Here is a 22,289-nt window from a genome sequence, read left to right as displayed (position 1 = left end):
GTGCTTGAAGATAAAAACACCTTTGTATTAAAAAGAGTAAAAAACAAAGAAGTCAGAAAGAAATAGTCTTGTAATCATATGTATATCTGTAACTTAAAAAAATAGACAGCTTAAGTTAACGCTAATGCCCCATGGGGAGCCAAAAAAATCAGATTTTAGTTTCAAAAATCAAATTAGAATAGAAAATCAAATTTTTCAATCTAATCATTTTGCTGAATCTTTTCCCTGACTCCCCTTGGGGTTGGGGAAATCAGGGGAAATTAAACTATAGTAATTCTTACTGATTAGTAACTTTTATTCTATGGTGTTATTGGAAAAGCCTCATCGATAAAAAATGACATGGTACACATACTAACCTACATTGATGTTAATTTTATATCTTAGTCCCCACATAGCATGACCTATTTTTTACATATAATATATTGTTTTAAACTCACCAACCCATACTAAGGTTTATGAAGGATATTCCGGAAATAAGTTTTAATAAAGATAAGGAGCAGTCAATAAGTGGCTTTGAACTTATTGAGTTAAAAGGACTATTTCAAACTTCTGAGCAACCCATAGATCATAACCCATACCGACCACATCGTTTAAACTTTTTTGCCAACTTGATAATTACAGATGGAGAGGTGAATCATATTGTCGATTTTGAGGTTCACCATCTACAAGCAGGGGATGTGATGGTTATTTCAAAGGGTCAGATACATGCTTTTGATGAGTTTTCTCAATATTATGGTTATCTAGTACTATTCACGGAAGAGTTTATGCATAAATATATAGCTCAGTCTACTATTGCAGAGATTAAGCATTTGTATAATTACTTCTTAAAGCACCAAAAGATTAACGATTTAGAAAATAGTCAAATTTTCATAAGCACTCTTAAAAAGGAATCTAAAAATCATTCTCCATTACTGCCTAACTTGTTTGGCGCCTTACTCAGTATCTACCTTCTTAAATTAAACGACAAAAATATGAATACTACACATTTTATCGATATTAAGAGTTTGGATTACTTTAACCAGTTTAGGCTTCTGATAGAAAAGAACTTTTCAAAAACGCGTGATGCCAAAGTATATGCCTCTGATTTATCGGTTACTTATCGTTACTTGAATCAAGTTTGTAAGGAGGTTTCAAAGAATACTGCGAAGTCTTTTATCGACAGTTATGTGGTGCTTGAATCTAAAAGGTTGCTGGTAACTACTTCGCTTTCAGTCAAAGAAATATCATTTGTTCTTGGTTTTGAAGAGCCAACTAATTTCACGAAATTTTTCAAGAAACATACTAAAGAAACTCCATTTCAATTTAGAAATAGAGGTGATTAGAAATCTGGATAAAAAGCCTTAAAGTGACTTTATAAGCCTAATTAGGAATTGTTTTTTAAAGGGGTGTTGCATAGATTAACCATTTATAATCATGTTTTCACCTTTCCTAGGGTCTTTTTTCGCCACATCTTTGCAGCATAATTAAAAACAAAGATAAAGATGAAAACAATGACAAGAAAATTACTATTGATGGCAATGATAAGTTTATTTGCTTTTACTGCTTGTGATAAGGATGATGTAATACTAGATGAAACCGTTTTGGTTACCGAGGGTAATACAGTAACAGTTAGAAATACCTATAATGATTCTCATGTTCCTGAGATTTCTTTCTCGGCCTATCTCGATTATGCTTTTTATGGTTCTGAAGTGGAATTCCCAGAGGCTTTAGCTGCTGACTTAAGTTCAGCTGCAGGTCCAGTGATAAATGGTTTGTATGCGATCAATTTTACTGCAAATACTATTGAATTTACTCTGTTACCAGACAGTGAGGATTTATTTTGGAAAAATAATTATAGAACCTTAGAGGAGGGTGTGTATGATAGATATTATTTCACCTTTGCAGAAAATCATAATGTGGGTTCTTTTACTTGCGATAATCCAGCCATTCATTTAAGAATAGACTCTGAAAATATAATTGTTGTTGAGGTGGGTGAGGGTTTTGAGTTTCAACCTGGAGCAGCTTTTACCATTGCTTTAGGAGCGGAGGATGCGGCCAATGCGCCTATAGTACAAGGAGATGTTATCACTATGCGAAATACTTATAATGATGCTCAAGTTGCAGAGGTTTCTTTTTCTTCCTATTTAGATTATGCCTTTGGCTCAAACCTTGGTGAAGATGGTTTGGATTTAACCCGTGGTGTGATAATCGAAGGAGTATCTTTAGGTGACGATGGATTAGATTTAAGTGCTGATGTAAATTATAGTTCGGTAGAATTTCCTGACTTCTTGAAAATTGATTTAAGCGGGAATGGAGGGATGATGGTCAATGGTTTATATTCCATCGATATAAATGAGAATTCAATAGACTATGTCCTGTTGCCAGATGCCAACGATTATTTCTGGAGCCAAAATTACAGGGTACTCGAAGAGGGTGTTTATGATAGGTATTACTTTACATTTGACGAAGCTCATGGTGTGACTTCTTTCTCTTCTACAGAAAATGCCGTAAATTTACGAATTGACTCGGATAAGATATTGGTAGTAGAAATTGGAGAGGGATTTAATTTCCAACCAGGTGCCGCTTTTACTATTGATTTGAAATAAATAATAATAAAAACAATCTGTTGAGCATATTGAAGATAAACTTACATTAGATTCGAGGTGTTCAACAGATTAACTTTAAAAAGAAACCCATGAAAATAGCAGTAACAACAGCAAGCGGAAATTTAGGTTCTACTATTATAGAACACCTCAAGCTGGAAATAGGAAAAGAAAACGTCATAGGAATCGCTCGAACTCCAGAAAAAGCAGCCTTCTTGGATGTGGAAATCAGAAGAGGAGACTATAATAATAAAGCAGAATTTGTGGAGGCTTTGAAAGGAGTAGATGCCGTTTTATTAGTATCTGGAATGGACCATCCCGACAAGCGAATTCAACAGCACAGAAATGTGATTGAAGCTGCTAAAGAAAACGGGGTGAAAAAGATTGTATATACCAGTATTATGGGAGCAGAGGAGGGTAATGCCTTTAGTCCGGTAGTAGCCAGCAACAGACAAACCGAAGAGGATGTTAAAAACTCAGGTTTGGATTGGGCCATAGGAAGAAATGGGATTTATATAGAGCCCGATTTGGAGTATATTGAGACCTACGAGAAAGAAGGTGGTATTATCAATAGTGCTGGCAATGGTAAATGTGGCTATACTTCTCGTAAAGAATTGGCTTTCGGCTATTATAATCTCCTCATTAAAGATGATTTAAATGGTGGTACTTACAATATGTATGGCGAATCCATCACTCAGCAAGAATTGGCCGATTCCATCAATGCGGTTTATGGAACTCATTTGAAGTATCAATCAGTTTCTGTAGCAGAATATACTCAGCAAAGAAAAGCTGCTTTGGGTGAATTTTTGGGAACCGTTATTGGCGGAATATACGAAGGAATCAATGCGGGAAAGTATGATGCACATTCCGATTTCTTAAAAGTTACAGGCAGAGAACATCATTCAGCAAAGGAAATGATTCAAGAGTATCTAGCGAAATAGGGAAAGCATTTTTAGTATTTAGCATACGTTTTCGAACAAGGGGTAATTAGCAATGATTAGCCCTTTTCTCATTCTGTATTTCCACAATTTGATTATCTTAGTAGCCATAATGAGGGTGCATACTTTATTTGAAAGAAGCTAGCTCATTTCTACCCACATCAAATGAAAAATTTGGCTATAATTTATCGCTTTATAAAATGAGTAATTAGTATTAATTGATCAGTATATCATGAATTCAAATAAAAAAGAAGACATCCCATTTCACCATTATTTGGACACGCATAAATACGTAAACATAGATGATGGAAGCCCTGCTCTGAGCATCAATCCGAGTTTTCCTTTTATCATGACTCAGTTTGATATTATGCAGGATAGGGCTCAGACCACTTCTCCTCATCGTCATGATTATTATGAAATCATTTTTCTGGAGGATGGTGCTGGTGAGCATATTGTGGATTACGAACCTCATCAGGTAAAATCTCCAGCTTTTTATTTTCTTTCTAAAGGACAAATTCACTTTTGGCAACTTGAAAAGGCATTAAGAGGGAAGGTTTTACTATTTCCAAGGGAATTTCTTATTCCACCAGGAGCACATTTTAATTATGAAGATGATTTGCTAATATTTAATAGTCTCAGTCAGACTCCTTGTGTTGCTATAGATAAAGAAAATGAGGCCAAAGTAAATGAGATTTTATCTAATATTAATGAAGAATTCGAAAGAAAGTCGGATTGTAGTCTTTCTATTCTTCGTGCATATGTGCATGTTTTACTGGTTCATTTGCTCCGTATTTATGCATTGAAGCAACCCACCAATATTTTGGATTCTACCAATATTATGGTTCGTAAATTCAGACAATTGGTTTCCGAGAATTATCTTACCGTTCGGAATGTTCAAGAATATGCCGATTTAATAGGGATAAGTACGACTCACCTTAGAGATACCGTTAAAGAAATTACAGGCTATTCTCCTGGTCAGATTATTCGCCAAGAGATTATCTTTGAAGCCAAACGTAGGCTCGCTAATACAGAGATGACCACTGCAGAAGTGGGGTATACCCTAAACTTTGAAGATACTTCTTATTTTAGCAGGTTTTTCAAGCGAGAAACGGGTTTGACTCCTTTAAAATACAGGGAAGGAATAAGAGAGAAATATCAAATCAGCCTCTGATAAGAGTTGGACACCTAAATATGGGATAGAAAGAAATTAAGGATGAATGGATATGGAGAAAATCCCGGAAATAAGCTTTTGGAAAGATAAAATATTACCAATAAAGGGATTCCAATTTTTCAAATTAGAAGACTTAATAAACGATGATTTAAAGCCTAGTGATCATAATCCCTATAAGCCTCATCGATTGAACTTTTATGCCATTTTAATCATTACGGATGGTGAAGTTAACCATATTGTAGATTTTGAGGTGCATACACTCCGGAAAAATGATGTTATGGTTATTTCAAAAGGACAGACCCATGCTTTTGAAGAAAATGCTAAGTATAAAGGATATTTGGTGGTTTTTACCGAAGCTTTTATGCAAAAGTATATGGCCCAATCTACCATCGCTCAGATTAACCATTTGTATAATTATTTTCTAAATCAAGAAAAAATCAATAACCCCGATCGCAATCAAAGCTTATTGGCAGTACTTAATGAGGACTTAAAAACGGATTCTTCTTCTCTACCCAATATTGTGGGTTCCATACTGAGTATATACCTTCTCAAATTAAATGATCAGAATAAGCGATTATCTCCGATTTCAATTGACAATAAATACTTGGATTATTTTGACCTTTTTAAACTTTCCGTTGAGAAAAACTTCGCAAACACAAGAGATGCCAAGGTTTATGCCTCAGATATTTCTATTTCTTATAAGCATTTAAACGAAGTGTGTAAGAAAGTTGTGAAAAGTACAGCAAAGTCATTTATTGATGCTTACGTCATTCTAGAAGCCAAGCGAATGTTGGTTTCTACCTCGCTTTCCGTAAAAGAAATTGCATTTGCCATTGGCTTTGGTGAGCCTACAAATTTCCTCAAATATTTCAAGAAACATACCGGATTAACGCCTGTTGAATTCCGTAATACTTTGGCCTAGGTTATAGATTAACCATTCTTCCGCTCTTATTGACCTTTCTCAAACCTGCTTTTCACCGCATCTTTGCATCCTAATCATTCAATGAATAAAGATGAAACAGATAAGTATTTTAGGAGCAACTGGCCCATTAGGTAGAAACCTCTTGCAAAAAGCTATAAATAATGGCTTTAGGGTAAAAGTATTGGTCCGAAGAAAAGAAAAATTAGGGGAACTTATCAAGTTTGTTGAAGTCGTGGATGGAAATTATTTCGACAAAAACAAATTGCAAAAGGTCTTGGAAGGTTCCGAAGCGATTCTTTCAACTATTGGCCCTCCTCTTTTTACTGAACTTTCCCCTGAAGACGAAAATAATTATATCAAGTCTTTAGCTTTTATCATTGAACAAATGGATATCAATAAACAATCACGCTGGTTGAATATTTCAGATGCTGGAGTGATAATGGATAAGGAGAAACTTCCACTAGCTCGCAGACTGCTACGCGTCACTTTGAAAGCAGAATCTAAATCAACTATTCATATAAAAGATAGAGAGCTTCAATTGCTGGAACAAAGCCCTTTAGACTGGACAAGCATACGCGTGCCTAGAATTAAGGAAAAAGCAAAAGGTCGATTCTGTGTGGATGATACTAACTTTTCTGGGACAGTGGTTGATTTGAATCAGCTAAGCGATTTTATGATTACTGAAATGACTAAAGATAAATGGCTCAAGAAGGCACCAGTAGTGGGAACCAAATAATAGAGAATTTTAAAAAAAAGAAAGATGGAATCTAAAGAATTAAAAGCAAAAATATTTACAACAGCAACTTTCTACAAACATTTGAAAATTGCAATTGCAAGCTTTTCTGACCTAAGAAAGTCAAGAAAAACAGGACATGTGAGTAAAGCATTCAGCGAAAAAATAATGCTGGCAGTAACCCAGGTAAATGGTTGCAGATATTGCAACTACTTACACTCAAAAAATGCCATTGATGCAGGAACCTCCGAAGCTGAATTAACTGCCATGTTGAATGGTGAGTTGGGTGAAATTGGAAACGATGAATCACTGGCATTAATGTTTGCCCAACACTATGCCGATACCGATGGAAATCCGGATAAAGAAACCTATGAAAACTTTGTACCGCATTATGGAGAGCAGAAGTCAAAAGACATACTGGCCAATATAAAAGTGATTATGGCTGGCAATATCCATGGTATTTCCTTAGATGCGCTTCAAAGCAGAATAAAAGGCAAAAAAATGAAAGACAGCAAGTTCAGCAATGAGATGGGCATTGCTTTGGGAATTTTTGTGATGCTTCCTTTTGCAATTATCCAGCTTTGGTTCGAAAAATTATTCAAAAAGAAAGATGCCAACAAGCCAATTCTGCCAAGCAAGAAAAAAGCAAGCGCTATGACTGCTTTATTCGCCCTTATGCTGATTGGAGGAACTACATTTGCTCAGGATGCGAACAAAATCGAAATACCGAGCAACAAAACTTCAAAGGAATATGCTGTTATTTCTAGATCGGATTTGAGCCCAAGGCCAGCAGGATTTCAGCCTAGCGAGGCCAAGGCTGTAAACGGAGCTTATATAGAAAGTGTGCTGACAGCCTCCTCCAGAGTTCTAAATGAAGAAACAGTGATGCTGAAAAAAGTAAAGGTACAAACTGTTGGGGAAAAGGGCTTTAGTCCATGGGAACTCCTTTGTGACGAAGGCGGACATACTTACGAGCAATCAGCTCCTAATCCATTGAGTTATATGGTAGGCGGTATTTCATCTAGTTTATTAACTCAGGTAGAGCAGGCCATAAAAATAATGGATTTAGAGGTTGTCAGTGCAAAAGTAGAAGCTCAAGTGTTTTTTAGGTTTGATGAACCTTTTACCCCAAAATGGAAAGGGTATACTGATAAAGTGGTGGCCAATATTTTAATAGAAAGTGAGGAGGCTCCTGAAAAAATTGCGGAAGTGAAGAGAATGGCAGTCCAGGCCTGGGCTGTTGGAGAATGTATTATCAACCCTACTCCTGTAGATGCAAAATTTGTGTTTAATACCCAAATATGGGAAACAGAATCTGCCAGTGTAGGGAAAGTTAAGGGTTCTGATTCTTATGATAATAATATGAAGATTAGCGCTAAAGGAGAGCAACCAGAACCCCAGAGTTTTGAGCTTGGAAAAGAGGTGAGCATGGAAAAATTCACCAATCCATTTTTATTCGAAGTCATAAGCATTTCTGAATCTGCTAATGATGTCCAAAGACCCTATCTACATAAAGTAAATATCAAAGCTATTCAGGAAAATTATGCTTCATGGGATATTTATGCGGATGACAGCCGAGGATATGAAGGAGTAGACAAGGCGCCTAGCTCAAACGATTATTTTACCGCAGGAACTTCTTTATGTCTGATGAGTCAACTAACCGGATGGTCAGAGTTCTACAAGCATCAAGGAATTGAATTCGATGACTATCGTGTAGAACATCATTTCAACTATCAGGTAGGTGATTATATGACACCATCGGCTACAGGTCATGTGGATGGGGCTGTAACAAGAATTCTGATTAATAGCAAGGTCAGTGAGAAAGTAATGAGCGATTATGCCAAACAAGCATTAGGTACCTGTTTTGCCGGAGAAGCGATTACAGGCGCTACCACTACAGAGATTGGGGTTTACCAAAACGGAATATTGATTAAATAATTAAGGAGATAATAAAGATGAAAAAAGGATATAAAATAATCACAGGGATTGTACTTGCAGCAGCAGTAATAGTAGGCATTATTTGGTTTTCGATGCCAAGTGAACAAAGAAATATGATGACTTTCATGATGCTAAAAGGAGATAGTTATGATAGCTATCAGGAATACCAAACCTTAGATAGGAATAAAACAGCTCCACAACCCAGTTCATTTAAACCTGTAGTGGCTGAAACCAATAGCCATGATAATAATAGTAATATCACTGTGATTACAGAAATGGTGAAAAATGAAAAATCAAAGATGCTAAAAAAAGCCATGGTACAACCCAATGGTGTAGTGAATTATGAGGGTTGGCAATTGGTTGCAGATGAGGGTTTTGAGGAGGGTGTAAATAGTTTTGGTCCTTCACCACTTAGTTATTTGACCTCAGGAGTAGCTGCAAATCTTCATACCCAAATCCTTCGTGCTGCTGATATTCTTAATATTGAGTTGGACGAGGTGAGAGTTGAGGTCTTGAATAAGTTTCGCTGGGAAAATATGATGTCTGCCGAAGCAGTCGGTTTTCTGGACGAAACACATACAAATATCATTATTGAAAGTAAGGAGTCTGAAGAAACCATCAAGAACTTAAAGGAAATGGCATTGAGTGCATGGGCTGCAGGAGAAGGGATGAAAAACCCAACAATCATTAAACCCTCTTTAGTGGTGAATGGAGAAAATTGGGAAAATTATCGTGCAAGTCCCGGAACCACTCTTACCGATGAGGCTGTTGTAGATGGACTCAAAGTGATTCACATCACCGACGGACCAAAGCAATCAGAATATATCAACCAAGTGGTTAAAGGTATAGGGAACCAGTCCATGGATGATATCTCCAATTTGGTATTCGAAATTCTAGCCATCTCTGAGACAGCTGGAAATGCAGACAGGCCTTCATTGAAAAAAATCACCGTTTCTTTCAATACTTCTAATTCTGAAACTTGGGAACTATATTCCGACGAGTTCAATGGAACCGATGAAATTCCCATGGCTCCAACATCTTTAGAATATGTGACTGCAGGAACTGCTTTATGCCTCACGTCACAAATGACTCTCGTGACCGCTATGTTAGACCTAGACCATAATGATTTTCGTGTGGAGCAACAAATTGATTATCGTGAAGAGAATGTTGACTCGCTTACTATGGCTGGCTTTGCAGATGTTGTCCATTCCAGTGTGATGATTGAGTCTGATGAATCAGAGGAGAGATTGAATCGCTTTTATCAGCAATCTTTATCCATGTGTTTTGCGGGTGAAGCTTTTAAAGGAGCTACAGATATGTTCACAAAGTGTTATTTGAATGGAAAGCAGGTGGACTAGTTGAGCTAGTATTTCGATTTAATAAGATTAAATAATTAAGAGATGAGTGATACAACATTATTAAGAAAAGGAGAGGCTGTATTACTGTGGATTTATAAGAGAATCACCAGCAAATTCACCAGCCTTTATAGTAAATTAAAAGAGTGGTTTCCTGTTTTGAACAAATATCCTTCTTTAAAATATGGGATGATTCCTTTGATGCTTGCTTTGTTTTTTCTGCTGCGCTATGTGATAAAACTACTGTTAAACCAAGCAGCTGAATGGACTTCTGTTTATGTGGGAGAAACATCTGAGTATCATATTTCTGAAAGAGTAATTATCATTTCTATAGCAGTGATGTTTATCGCTATACGATTTGGGTTAAAGATTGGAACCAACAAAAAGAAAAATAATAATCAATTATAATTAAAAGATGAAAACAAAAAATAATAGTTCAAAGGCTAAACGCAATTATTATATAGATATAGCCATGCTGTTGCCATTTCTAATGTTATTGTTTACTGGCATTATCATGCTGATATACCATACAGGCAAACCCTATCCTGAAACGTCTCTTGGACTAGATGGAGAATCCTGGCTCAAAATCCATGTGGTTTCTGCAATTATCTCCTTTGTATTGGTGGGCATACACTTAAGTTTACATTTGACATGGTTTAAAAAGCTATTCTCTGGTCAATTGAAAAATAAATACTGGGTCAGGAATTTGATTTTGGTGATTGTGTTTTTATTTACCCTCCTCACTTCGTTTATCCCATTGCTTTTCTTAGGAGAGTCCGATGCTGCAAAAATGATGCTGGGGATTCATAATAAATTGGGATTACTGCTGATTGTTTTCTTTTTCATCCACTTGCTTAGTTATTTCAAGTGGCTGGTAAATATGACGAAAAAAGCAATGATAAAAAACTAGTAAAAAATAATAATTATATACCATGAATAAGTTTAAACAGAGAATGATAGCTGGAAAGCTAAAAGAAGAATTAAGTATCAAGAATGGAATTGTCAGCGTTGATGAAGTATCCTGTGATGGCTGTGGAGACTGTATAGAGCTTTGTCCATTTTCGGCCATTGATATGAAAACACTTAATGATAAAGAAGTGAAGAAACTACCGTTTAAAGGCCGTTTAAAAGTGATGATAAATGGCAGTGAGAAAGCAGTTATCAATCAGGATTTATGTACAGCATGTGGGATATGTATGAAAGGCTGCCATGAATTTGCTATTCACAAAGTAAAACGATAGACCTAAAAACCTTGGACCATGGACCTGTATTGATTATTGAAAACTCAATAATATACATATGGAAGTTCAGAATTAACAATAATTAGAATGAGAGAAGATAAAAACAAAAAAGACTTTGAGCGGAAGCCTGCTAGCTTATTAGCAGTTTTCCTTTTAATAATGCTAGCAGGACCCTCGGTTTTTGCACAACAATTTACCATCAGTGGAAGAATAACGGATGCTGAAAATGGGGAAGATTTAATTGGTGCAACAGTTTGGGAATCCAGTTCCTCGATGGGTACAACTTCTAATGTATATGGCTTCTATTCTCTATCCATTCCAGAAGGAAAACATAGCATTACCTATTCCTATATGGGCTTTGAAGCGCAAACCATAGATGTGGATTTTAATGGGGATAAAACCATAAATATTAAACTATTACCCAGTAGTAATGAATTGGAAGAGGTGGAAGTGACCTCCGAAAGACTAGATGAAAATATTAGCTCCACACAAATGAGTGTTGAGAAGCTTAATATGAAGCAAATTGAAAAAATCCCGGTCTTTATGGGTGAAAAGGACATCCTCAAAACCATACAATTATTGCCAGGTATTAGTACCACATCCGAAGGAGGAAGTGGTTTTAGTGTTAGAGGAGGTTCTATTGATCAAAATCTCATTTTATTGGATGAGGCTCCTGTATATAGTGCTTCTCACTTAATGGGTTTCTTCTCCGTTTTTAATTCCGATGCCTTGAAAAACATTACGGTCTATAAAGGAGGTATTCCAGCTAATTATGGTGGACGAGCATCTTCAGTTTTAGATATCAGCATGAAGGATGGGAATAATCAGAAGTTTTCTGCTTCTGGAGGAATTGGATTGATTTCTTCTCGTTTAACCCTAGAAGGTCCCATTATCAAAGATAAAATGTCTTTCATTGTTTCAGGAAGAAGAAGTTATGCAGACCTAGTGGCTAAAAGCGCAGGTTTCTTTGATGATGACATGAACATGTATTTCTATGATTTGAATGCCAAAATGAATTATAAAATAAATGATAATAACCGAGTTTTTATATCGGGTTATTTTGGTAAAGATGAATTTGGTTTTGAGGATATGGGAATGGATTGGGGTAATACTACCGGAACACTCCGATGGAATCACTTGTTTAACAGTAAGCTATTTTCCAATACCAGTATCATATATAGCAAATACGATTATGGTTTCAGTATGGGTAGTGATGCCAGTATGAGTTCTGGAATCGAAGATATCGGATTTAAAGAAGACCTTACTTATTACCTTAATCCTTTGAATACCTTGAAATTTGGACTGAATATTAAGCATCATACTTTTAATCCTGGTGAATTGCTCTATACCGATTCTGATATTACTGAGATTGTTTTGGATAAAACCAAAGCCTATGAAAGTGCGGCCTATATTTCAAATAATCAAAAAATAACAGAAAAACTTTCCGCAGAGTATGGCCTTCGCTTTTCCATGTTTAATCAAATGGGTGAAGGGTGGACTAATACTTATAATGAGAATAATGAAAAAGTAGATTCGGTATATTTTGGAGATGGAGAGCTCATGCAAACCTATTGGGATATTGAACCTAGGCTTTCATTAAATTATCAACTAAACGAATCCAGTGCCATAAAATTATCCTATAATAGAATGGCTCAATATCTGCACTTATTGTCCAATAGTACTTCTGGTCAGCCCACAGATACTTGGGTGCCTAGCTCCTCTAATATTGAACCACAAAGTGTTTCGCAATATGCCTTGGGTTATTTCAAGAATTTCGCTGATAATAAATATGAATTCTCCGTTGAAACCTATTATAAAGACATAAATAATGTAACCGATTATGAAGATGGAACAGATATTATGCTGAATGAAAATATTGAAGCTTATATTCTACAAGGTAAAGGGAGAAGCTATGGTGCTGAATTTTATTTGAAGAAGAAATATGGTCGCTTTAATGGTTGGATTAGTTATACCTTAGCGCGTACCGAAAATAAGATTGATGGCATCAATAATAATAATTGGTATCCTTCAAAAATAGATAAAACCCATGACCTTTCTATAGTTGCTAATTTTGAAATCAATAAACGATTATCTATTTCTGCTGCTTGGATTTATTATACTGGTAATGCCGTTACTTTCCCCAGTGGAAAATATGATTACGACAATCAGATTTGGTCCTATTATACCGAAAGAAATAGCTATAGAATGCCCGACTATCATCGCCTCGATTTAAATCTTCACCTTAAAGGAAAAGAGAAGAAAAGGTTTCAGTCCAGTTGGGATTTCTCCTTATATAATGCTTATAATCGCTATAATGCTTATTCTATCACCTTTGAAGAAAGTGAGACAAATCCTGGCCAAACCGAAGCTGTTAAGCTCAGCTTATTTGGTATAGTGCCTTCAGTTACATGGAATTTTAAATTTTAAAAAAAGACTAATGATGAAATATTATTCAATACAATTAAGAAATATATTTGGCCTGTTCCTGGTGGTTTTTTTGAGCTCCTGCGAAGAGGTGATAGACATAGACCTGAACTCATCTAATCCCGTTTTAGTTGCAGAAGGTGTGATAGATAATGAATCCCCAGCTTGGATACGACTCACTTATACCACAGATTACTTTGAAACCGAAGAGGCTAGATTTGAGTCTACAGCAACTGTGACTATTACAGATAATGTGGGACATAGTGAAATACTAGAATATATATCTGAGGGTTTATATCAAGGTAGTGATTTAATAGGCGCTTTTAATGATCAGTATACCATTAGCATTTTAAATAATGGGATTGAATATAAAGCCAGCTCCAAGCTTTTCCCACCCAGTGAAATACGGTCTGTTAGTTTTGAGGAAAATGAAAACCTAAAGCCTGGTCAAGATGAATCTTATACCATCACCATAAACTTTGAGGATGATCCTCTAACCAATAATTACTATTTATTTAAATACTGGATTAATGGGGATTTGGAAACCAATAGCTATTATTTGGTAGATGATAGTTATTATGAAAATACGGGTTTAATTGAATATTCCCCTTTTCGCCTAAATTTCGAAATGGATGATGAACTAAGAATACAATTATACACTATCGATGAGGATACCTATGACTATTACTCAGAGTTGAATGATGCGGAGGGTGGGATGATGGGTGGTTCGTCTAACCCTTATAATCCAGAATCAAATTTTGGAACTGAAGTTTTGGGATATTTTGCAGCTTGGTCAATGGTGGAGTATGATACACAGGTAGAGTAAAGTGGGACACATTAAAAGCTATGGGGAGTAAACACCATTATAATACATGTATAAATACTTTTTCTCATCACTTTTTCGAAAAAGTGATGCAAAAACAGCCGCTGTATCAGAAAGTCTACTCCACAAATGGATTTTCGGAAAAACAATAAACTCCTACTTATAGTGACATCCTGTGGATTGTCACTAACGAGCGTCAAACAATATTGTTTTTGTTTCCTTCAATCCATTTGCTCCGCTAAACAACTTTCTGATAAGGCGGAGTAGACTTCCCATGGAAGTCTTTATAAACTTCTGCGGGGGGATAAAGAGTATTTTTTCATACCATTAGTTTTTATTTGAAACTCTATTGCTCACTAATTTCTAGTTTCTTAATTCGGAGATAGCGGGAAGGCCAGTCCAAACAGGGAGGCCAGCAAGGTGGTGAATGTAAAAATGATAGATTTTTCGCTAAGGCGTTTACGTTTTAAAATAATGACAAGGAAATACTAATATCAAGGGATGATATCGAAATTCTGAATGCTATTTGAAGCCTCCATTGTCATTGTTTTTCTACTTTGCGTTAAAAAATCATCATTTTTATAGAGGAGGGAGGGAATTTGTTTGGACAAGGTTTTGGTACTTTTGACCTAAAAGTACAACAAATAACTGATATTAGAACAAGAGATTTGTGATTGCCATAAGGTTCAAGATTCCTCATTTGACTAAATAGTGAATGAAATTTTTTTCCAATAGAGTTAATCATTAATCCGTAACATTAGGGCAAGTAGAAAATTAAGGTCAATATACTCCCCATAATTTTAAAGATGACTCAGTAAAGTTGATACCTATCATCGCCTATCAGGTGTAGAGATAGATTTAGAATTTCTTTTTGTTGATAAACACATGGGTTCCAAAGCATATTGTTCTTTGGTGACTGATGTGTTTTTTTAAATATTAAGCTTGTTGTTGCCTGTTGAAAAACACCATAAGCCTGTTGCTTTGTACCATTTTGTTAATGATGGAGAAAATCGTTTTAAGATGCTGTGATAGTTTCTTTATTGACGTTTTAGTGTTCTAGAGTGTTGTGAAGCAGTATTTAAACCTTGTGTTTTATTTGCTAAAATCTTTTTTTATTGTGTTAGAAATGATTCGTTTTTAAGGGGTGTTTTCTGTTATCGTTGAAAAGTACCATAAATTCCGTTATTGTTATCTTATAAACAATCCGCCAGGGTCTTAAATTTGCATTTGTATTATTTCAGTAATGAAATGATTATGGTGTCGAACTAAAACTTTAAGAAATGGCAAAGTCAAATAAGAAATATCACTCAACAGTAGGTCGTAGAGATTTCATGAAAATGTTAGGTTTGGGAGCAGGAGCTCTTGGACTTGGTGCTGCAGGATTACATGCTGCAGGAATAGGAGAGGATGGATTCAAAGACCTCGATGAAATGATGGCATCCCCATTAGCGGAACGCAAATTACCTTTCTGGGTAAAAGAAGTAGATGAGCCCACCGTGAAAATTGATTGGGACAATTTCGAGATGTTCCAAGGACCTGAGAACACATTATTCAACCCTGCTTCATGGGAAAATCCCGACGATTATTTTGAAATCTATAAAAGGAATATCGAATCTACTACAAAAAATGTTCGGGAAAATGTTCCAGGGCTTTCCCTAAAAGATAGGGCATTAGCTGATGCTAACTGTTGGGGATGGGGCGGACGTTCAGGAGCCGATTTGGCTGCACCATGGACCGGAGCTGATGTAAAATCCAATCCACAATGGGAACATCCTACGATGTTTTATACTCCCGAACAATATGGGGTTCCTAAACACAAAGGAACGCCAGAGGAAAATTCCAGAATGATGAGATCTGCAGGAAGGATCATGGGTGCTGCCGATATGGGGTTTGTGAAGCTTGACGAAAAAACCAAGAAATTACTTTGGGGAAAAATCCAATTCGAAAATGTGGAGAAAGGTTATGCTGACCCATCAAAGAATAAATTTGTATTACCAGATAAAGACTTATGGGCTGTTTGTGCGGTGATTCCTCAATCTTTATGGATGCAGCAGTATACGGAGCGTATGAGCTGGGCTTCCAGTAATACCATGAGCTATTCAAGAGCCAATATATATGCCAATAGAATAAGTGTATTCCTCAGAGGATTAGGTTATCAATCCTACGGTGGAGACACAGAATCTGTAGGTCGTTTAGTAGGATTTGGAGTAATGTCGGGTATGGGTGAGTATGGTAGAGCTGGAATACTTGTTAGCCCTCAATTTGGAACTAATATCAGAACAGTAATGGTGACCATCACAGACCTTCCTCTAGCTGTTACAAAACCTATTGATGCAGGTATTACCAAATTTTGTGAAGCTTGCAAGAAATGTGGAGAAATGTGTCCCTCTGGTGCCATTAGTATGGAAGATAAGCCATTCTGGGGAGGTCAAGCAAAAATGCAAGCCGAAGGAATTAAAGGCTGGTATATGGATAGTAAGAAATGCTACTCCTATATGTTAGGAGGAGAGCCGGATTGTAGCCGTTGTCAATCGGTATGTCCTTTCACAAAATTCGATGAAGCGGTGCTGCACGACCTGATACGTATTTCTATTGGTTCTGCTCCAGCACTAAATGGTGCCATTAGAAAAATGGATGATATATTCGGATATGGTAAAGAGCCAGATCTTGATAAAACACCATGGGACATAGATCCAATGGATATCCCACTTTATGGTCTAGATAAATCACGTTCGTAAATTTAAAAGGAGAAACATCATGAGATTAGTTAGTTGGATTTGGTTCTGGTATATTATACTTGGTTTTTTAATGGGTGGCGGAGCTGTAATGATATGGCAAACACTTAAGAATCTATCATTGAAATTAGTGTGGTATGAATGGATATTACTGATTCTATGCAATATTGCATTTATGTTTATGGGTCAGACTTTTATAGCTTCTTTTCAAGAGTTTGAACCTCAAGCAGCATGGCTTACTATCGTTTTTATGGGAATCCCCATATTAATAATGGCAGTGCTCTTATACCGATCTATAAATAAGAGGTATTTAAAAAAACAGGGAAGTTAATTTATGTTTTATGGAAAGTCCGGGTTCTTATTTATTTAGGAAAGCAAAGCTATTTGTTTTGATATAGTAATACTTCGAATTCGGATTTTCCTCTTCTATTTTAAATCACAATGCTCTCTTATTAGAGACATTTTTAACATGAATATTTGATATTCAATGACCCTATCATGTATAATCACCAAAAAGTAAAAAAGAAAAGAGAAGCTTGGCTGACCCTTATTGCTATGCTATTCATTATAGCAGCATGGATAGCTGGTGGCTTAGTTGAGAATGCTGATATCTTATCTACGATTAAAGAAAAGATGCCAGATATTGCCAAATTTGAAGAGCTTGAATCCTCAACTTATAAAATATATAATGCTGAAGATATGGTGTTGGGCTATCTCAGTGTAGAATCGGCAATGGGTTATGGTGGTCCATTACAAATGGCCGTAGCAGTTGATCAAGATGGGAAAATATTTGATTTGGCTGTGGTAAGCTCCAAAGAAACCCCATCCTATTTAGAAAAAGTTTTAGATACCGATTTTCTGGATGATATTATTGGTAAATCATTCACCGATACCTATACAATAGGAGTTGATATAGATGGTATTTCCAGTGCTACTTATTCTTCAAATGCCATTTTGGAAGCTTCAAAAATGGGTGATAGGTTTGTTTCCGCCAAGGTTTTGGGTTTTGATGTTCCAGAAAAAGAAAGCCCTAGTCTACAGTTTGGTGGTGCTGAAATGGTACTCATCTTACTGTTTGCAATAGGCTATTTTGCTCACAAAAAAACCTTCAAATACAAAAAGATAGCGCGTTGGGGGACTATGCTCGTGGGCTTGTTTGTCCTCGGATTCTTCTATAATAAACCCTTCACACTTTCTATGATCAACCAATTGCTTCTGGGCTACTTTCCTCCGCTACACTCACATTTGTATTGGTATATGCTGCTTTTTGGAGTATTCTTTGTGTTTACTGTGGATAATAAAAATCCTTATTGTCAGTGGTTCTGTCCGTTTGGAGCGGCACAAGAATGTATGGGATTGGTTGGAGGTGCCAAACATCGATCGGTAGGGAAATTCAAGAATATATTCAAGTGGAGCTTAAGAATCATCACACTATTTGCAATTATTATGGCTTTGCTATTGAGAAATCCAGGGGTGACGAGTTATGAAATATTTGGAACATTATTTAAACTCACTGGAAGCAATTTTCAGTTTGCAATATTGGGAATCATATTAGTTGCTTCTATGTTTATCAAAAGACCATGGTGTACTTATTTATGTCCATTAGGTCCAGTAACCGATCATTTTTCTCATTTGCGAGGTTTGGTCATGGGAAAATGGAAAGGAAGTATGCAAAAGCATAAAAATGTATGAAAATGAATACAGAAGTTAGTAGGAGTAATAGCTTAGGAAGTATTGTTGTTATTATTGTTGTGATGATTTGTTTAGCTTTAGTTATCCTTCAGCTCTTAACAAGTATCTATAATAACCTGACATTCTAGGTATTTAAAATGAATCGAATTATAAATCAAAACAAAAAAAGGGAATTATTATGAAAAGAAGACTACAATTGATACTGATCTGTTTAATGTTCATCGGTACAGCTACAACAAAAGTATATGCTCAAGAAACAGGTCATTATGTGCCAGGTATTATGGGGATTAAAGCGGCAACCTTGCCTCCTCCAGGAAATTATTACATTATGCATAATGTTTTTTATACTGCAAATGCAACTTATGATGGAAATGGAGATAAAGCTGATATAGGTTTCGATGTAAATGTATTTGTTAATGCACATCGTTTTGTACATGTTTGGGAAGATGTGCTTTGGGGTGCTAATTACGCCGTTAATGTTATTGTACCTTTAGTAAATACTGATATCAGTATTGCTGCCTTTGGTGTGGATGCTACACAGTTTGGTGTGGGTGATATTATCCTCGACCCTATGGTATTGTCATGGAATAAACCCAAGTTTGATATCGCTTTTGGTGTAGGTGCAGTAGTGCCAGTTACAGAATATGACCCTACTAAACCCGCTGCTCCAGGCAAAGGCTTTTGGACTGGAATGCTGACATTCGGTGGAACTTATTATTTCGATGCCAATAGAACATGGACAGCCTCTCTTTTATCTCGCTATGAAATGCATAGTAAAAAGAAAGATTATGATATCACAGCGGGAAATGATTTTACTTTTGAGTGGGGAATTGGTAAAACGATTATGAAAAAAGTTATCTGGACCGTTGGAGCTTCGGGTTATGCCCATTGGCAGCTTACTGAAGACAAAGGAGACGATGTGGTTTGGGACCCAACGGTTAAGGATCAGATTTTTAGTGTAGGCCCAGAAGTACAATGTTTCATTCCTAAAATAAAATTGAATCTCGAATTAAGAGGCCTTTATGAATTTGGCGCTATAGATCGCTCTCAAGGGACAACATTATGTTTATCCTTATTTAAAGCTTTTTAATTTGACAATATTTCCTATTCAAGAAGGTTTCTAAGAGCCTTTTAGAATAGTATTCTGAGTTATTTTTTTGTTTATTCCCCGTAAAGAGAAATCATAAATATATGGTTTCTCTTTTGGGATTTATACCTCTGAGTTTTGTGACATTATTTAATATTCATACTCCCACATCGATCATCCGTCTTCCAATATCTTTCTGCCAGTTTCAGTCCCTAAATTTCAGCTTTCCCCGGTCTTCCCACCTCATGCTTCAAACTTCGGACTTCCTGCTTCTAACTTCCTCCCTTTCAATTCTCAAAAAAATCACTATTATTGTAAACAATTGACAACGAACAAATAGGAGAGAAGATGAAGAGAGTGATTTTTGTATTTACATTAAGCCTTTTGATAGGTGGTTTGATAGCTCAAGAAGTAGCACAATGGCGTGGTCCCAATAGAGATGGAAAATATCCAGACAAGGGATTAATGAAGATTTGGCCAGAAACGGGTCCAGAAATGCTATGGCATTATGATGATTTAGGCTTGGGACATGGTTCGGCAGCGGTGACTAGTGATAGAGTTTTTACTTCTGGAACTGATGAGGATGGAAATGGATTTGTGGTAGCCTTAAACCATTCAGGGGAAAAAATATGGCAAGCATCTATTGGGAAAGAGTGGATGGATAACTTCGAGGGAACCCGTTCTACTCCTCTTATTCATGGTGATAAACTATATATCATGAGCTCCTATGGTTATTTAGCCTGTATGAATACTGAGGATGGTGAAATAGTTTGGGATACGGATTTATTCAATGATTATGATGGCATAAATATTAAGTGGGGCGTTACAGAAAACCTATTGATAGATGGAGAAAAGCTATTTGTAACTCCAGGTGGAGTAAAGGATAATATTCTAGCTCTTCATAAAGATACGGGTGAATTGATTTGGAGTTCAAAGGGAAATAGTGAGATTTCTGCCTATTGTTCGCCTATAGTAATCGATCGTGGAGCCACTCGTTTACTCATTACTCAAACAGCTGAATCGATATTAGGTTTAGATGCGAATTCTGGTGAGGTTTTATGGACCTTCGAACATCCCAATAAATATTCTGTTCAGGCCAATGCACCTACCTATCAAGATGGAAAAGTTTATATCGTAAGTGGCTATGGAAAAGGAGGCGTTCAGCTTCAAATTTCGGAGGATGGTAAATCGGTAACTGAGCTGTGGAGAAATACTACCCTCGATGATAGAATGGGTGGAGTAGTTTTAGTTGACGGGAGAATTTACGGCTCCGGAGATAAAAAATCCTGGCACTGCCTCGACTGGGAAACTGGTGAAGAGTTATATAAAAGCAGGATGTTTAAAAATGGAAACATCATTTACGCCGATGGCCTCCTCTATTGTTATAGCGAAGCGGGAACAGTGGGTATTGTAGACCCAAAGAGCAACGATTATAGTTTGGTTTCTACCTTCGATGTTCCTTATGGAGAAAAATGGCATTGGGCCCATCTGGTGATTTATGACAAGAAGCTTTATGTTCGTCATGATCATTCTTTGATGGTTTATGATATTGCTGAAAAATAAGAGGTCCACGAATTTAGCTGATTAGGCTAATTTTCACGAATTGTTTTATTTGGGCTCACTAATCTCTAATAATTTGCAGAAACTTTTCCCTGTCTCCCCTTGGGGTCGGGGCAAACAGGGAAATTCAATATGCTATTTCTTATTGAATGCTAACTATTTGGTTTTAGATAAAACTATACATATTTCAAGTTCAAATAAATTATGTATTTTTGAAGTTGAATATCAATATTACATAATATTGACTCGTATTTTAATTAATATACAGCACTGATGTTGGCTTACTAAGATATTTGTTGGGGATAAACACTGAAAGTCAAATTTCTAGAGATCCATTATTTGGTCAAATATTTGAAAATCTAGTTATAATTGAATTACTTAAACATCAACTAAATAAAGGTGAAGATCCAAACCTATATTTCTACAGGGATAGCAATCATACAGAAGTTGATGTAATTCATCAAGCAGGAAGACAATTAATCCCCATCGAAATCAAATCGGCCATGACATTCAATAAAAACTTTGTAAAAGGAGTGTCATATTTCCAAAAGCTAAGTCCCAAAGCTACCAAAGGTTATGTGATTTATTCTGGTGATTTGGTTTTTGAGAGTGATGATTATTCTGTTTTGAATTTTGTGGTTGTTAATAGGGTTTTTGAGGGTTAAGTTTTGCCAATGTTATTCTCAATATAGTTTTATTCCTTACTTAATTCCAAATCCAACTGGTCTATTTGACATCCATTATAAATATCGATGATATTTCCATATCCTTTAAACCTCAAGTGCAAATTCTCATTCATTTCTAAATTCATGAAAAACAAATTAAGTGGCTCATTGTCAACAGTTACTTTTATCACTTGATTATCTTTACTTAATTCCCAAGCTCCTTTGGTATATTGACCTGTGGAATTAAAAACAAACAAACTATCCTTGGTAAATTTGAAAGTCATTTTCCTGTTTATTGGATATACCGGCGTTATTGTGCCAGTCATACCGACGTTATTGTGCCAGTGTGAACAGCTATAATTTCTAGGCTAAATTTACACATTAATTTGTTTCATTTTCACACATTAATTTTCCTAAATATTT

The 22,289-nt window shown here is 36.1% G+C and carries 21 protein-coding genes; 20 read left to right on the top strand and 1 reads right to left on the bottom strand.

The genetic code is table 11. The features are described 5' to 3' along the window. Positions 1-455: 455 nt before the first annotated feature. The 20 genes from HNS40_RS19130 (at position 456) to HNS40_RS19040 (ending at position 21,866) form a co-directional block, all read left to right on the top strand. Positions 456-1,322, top strand: coding sequence for an AraC family transcriptional regulator (locus HNS40_RS19130; RefSeq protein ID WP_172283886.1), 867 nt, complete (start codon positions 456-458; stop codon positions 1,320-1,322). Positions 1,323-1,490: 168 nt separating this feature from the next. Then, positions 1,491-2,585, top strand: a complete 1,095-nt coding sequence (locus tag HNS40_RS19125; protein ID WP_172283884.1) for a hypothetical protein — start codon at positions 1,491-1,493, stop codon at positions 2,583-2,585. 89 nt (positions 2,586-2,674) lie between these two features. Continuing rightward, entirely contained in the window at positions 2,675-3,523 is an 849-nt protein-coding gene (locus HNS40_RS19120; RefSeq protein WP_172283882.1) for an NAD(P)H-binding protein, read from the top strand. Between the two features lie 229 nt (positions 3,524-3,752). Then, positions 3,753-4,691, top strand: coding sequence for a helix-turn-helix domain-containing protein (locus HNS40_RS19115; RefSeq protein WP_172283880.1), 939 nt, complete (start codon positions 3,753-3,755; stop codon positions 4,689-4,691). 52 nt (positions 4,692-4,743) lie between these two features. Further along, positions 4,744-5,613 (top strand): helix-turn-helix domain-containing protein, encoded by an 870-nt coding sequence (locus HNS40_RS19110; protein ID WP_172283878.1) that lies wholly within the window; start codon positions 4,744-4,746, stop codon positions 5,611-5,613. Between the two features lie 91 nt (positions 5,614-5,704). Then, on the top strand, positions 5,705-6,349 hold the full coding sequence (locus HNS40_RS19105) for an NAD(P)H-binding protein (RefSeq protein WP_172283876.1): 645 nt from the start codon (positions 5,705-5,707) through the stop codon (positions 6,347-6,349). A 24-nt stretch (positions 6,350-6,373) separates the two neighbouring features. Then, entirely contained in the window at positions 6,374-8,284 is a 1,911-nt protein-coding gene (locus tag HNS40_RS19100; protein ID WP_172283873.1) for a carboxymuconolactone decarboxylase family protein, read from the top strand. Between the two features lie 17 nt (positions 8,285-8,301). After that, entirely contained in the window at positions 8,302-9,642 is a 1,341-nt protein-coding gene (locus HNS40_RS19095; protein ID WP_172283871.1) for an OsmC family protein, read from the top strand. Between the two features lie 42 nt (positions 9,643-9,684). After that, positions 9,685-10,047 carry a hypothetical protein gene (locus HNS40_RS19090; protein WP_172283869.1) on the top strand — a complete coding sequence of 121 codons (363 nt, stop codon included), beginning with the start codon at positions 9,685-9,687 and terminating at the stop codon, positions 10,045-10,047. 7 nt (positions 10,048-10,054) lie between these two features. Continuing rightward, positions 10,055-10,549 carry a DUF4405 domain-containing protein gene (locus tag HNS40_RS19085; RefSeq protein ID WP_172283867.1) on the top strand — a complete coding sequence of 165 codons (495 nt, stop codon included), beginning with the start codon at positions 10,055-10,057 and terminating at the stop codon, positions 10,547-10,549. 22 nt (positions 10,550-10,571) lie between these two features. Then, complete coding sequence (locus HNS40_RS19080; RefSeq protein ID WP_172283864.1) at positions 10,572-10,880, top strand: 4Fe-4S dicluster domain-containing protein; 309 nt, start codon at positions 10,572-10,574, stop codon at positions 10,878-10,880. A gap of 87 nt (positions 10,881-10,967) precedes the next feature. Then, positions 10,968-13,307, top strand: a complete 2,340-nt coding sequence (locus HNS40_RS19075) for a TonB-dependent receptor (RefSeq protein ID WP_172283862.1) — start codon at positions 10,968-10,970, stop codon at positions 13,305-13,307. Positions 13,308-13,317: 10 nt separating this feature from the next. Beyond that, entirely contained in the window at positions 13,318-14,130 is an 813-nt protein-coding gene (locus tag HNS40_RS19070; protein ID WP_172283860.1) for a DUF4249 domain-containing protein, read from the top strand. Positions 14,131-15,407: 1,277 nt separating this feature from the next. After that, positions 15,408-16,865, top strand: a complete 1,458-nt coding sequence (locus HNS40_RS19065) for a reductive dehalogenase (RefSeq protein ID WP_172283889.1) — start codon at positions 15,408-15,410, stop codon at positions 16,863-16,865. Between the two features lie 19 nt (positions 16,866-16,884). After that, on the top strand, positions 16,885-17,193 hold the full coding sequence (locus HNS40_RS19060) for a hypothetical protein (RefSeq protein ID WP_172283858.1): 309 nt from the start codon (positions 16,885-16,887) through the stop codon (positions 17,191-17,193). A 167-nt stretch (positions 17,194-17,360) separates the two neighbouring features. Next, on the top strand, positions 17,361-18,554 hold the full coding sequence (locus tag HNS40_RS19055) for an FMN-binding protein (RefSeq protein ID WP_172283856.1): 1,194 nt from the start codon (positions 17,361-17,363) through the stop codon (positions 18,552-18,554). A gap of 2 nt (positions 18,555-18,556) precedes the next feature. Beyond that, a complete protein-coding gene (locus HNS40_RS23555) occupies positions 18,557-18,682 on the top strand; it encodes a hypothetical protein (RefSeq protein ID WP_256367559.1) in 126 nt (41 codons plus the stop codon). 50 nt (positions 18,683-18,732) lie between these two features. Continuing rightward, the gene (locus HNS40_RS19050; RefSeq protein ID WP_172283853.1) at positions 18,733-19,644 is read left to right on the top strand and encodes a transporter; all 912 of its coding nucleotides are present in this window, start codon (positions 18,733-18,735) and stop codon (positions 19,642-19,644) included. Between the two features lie 345 nt (positions 19,645-19,989). Beyond that, a complete protein-coding gene (locus HNS40_RS19045) occupies positions 19,990-21,204 on the top strand; it encodes a PQQ-binding-like beta-propeller repeat protein (protein ID WP_172283851.1) in 1,215 nt (404 codons plus the stop codon). 257 nt (positions 21,205-21,461) lie between these two features. Further along, positions 21,462-21,866: a DUF4143 domain-containing protein gene (locus HNS40_RS19040; RefSeq protein ID WP_371742962.1), complete on the top strand. Its 405-nt coding sequence runs from the start codon at positions 21,462-21,464 to the stop codon at positions 21,864-21,866. 29 nt (positions 21,867-21,895) lie between these two features. Here HNS40_RS19040 and HNS40_RS19035 read toward each other — a convergent pair whose 3' ends face one another. Beyond that, positions 21,896-22,192, bottom strand: a complete 297-nt coding sequence (locus tag HNS40_RS19035; RefSeq protein ID WP_172283847.1) for a hypothetical protein — start codon at positions 22,190-22,192, stop codon at positions 21,896-21,898. Positions 22,193-22,289: the final 97 nt, after the last annotated feature.

It is taken from the genome of Lentimicrobium sp. S6, from assembly GCF_013166635.1.
Classification (GTDB): Bacteria; Bacteroidota; Bacteroidia; order Bacteroidales; family UBA12170; genus UBA12170.
The sequence above is the reverse complement of the archived record's forward strand: the minus strand, read 5'-3'. Positions and strand labels throughout refer to the sequence as shown.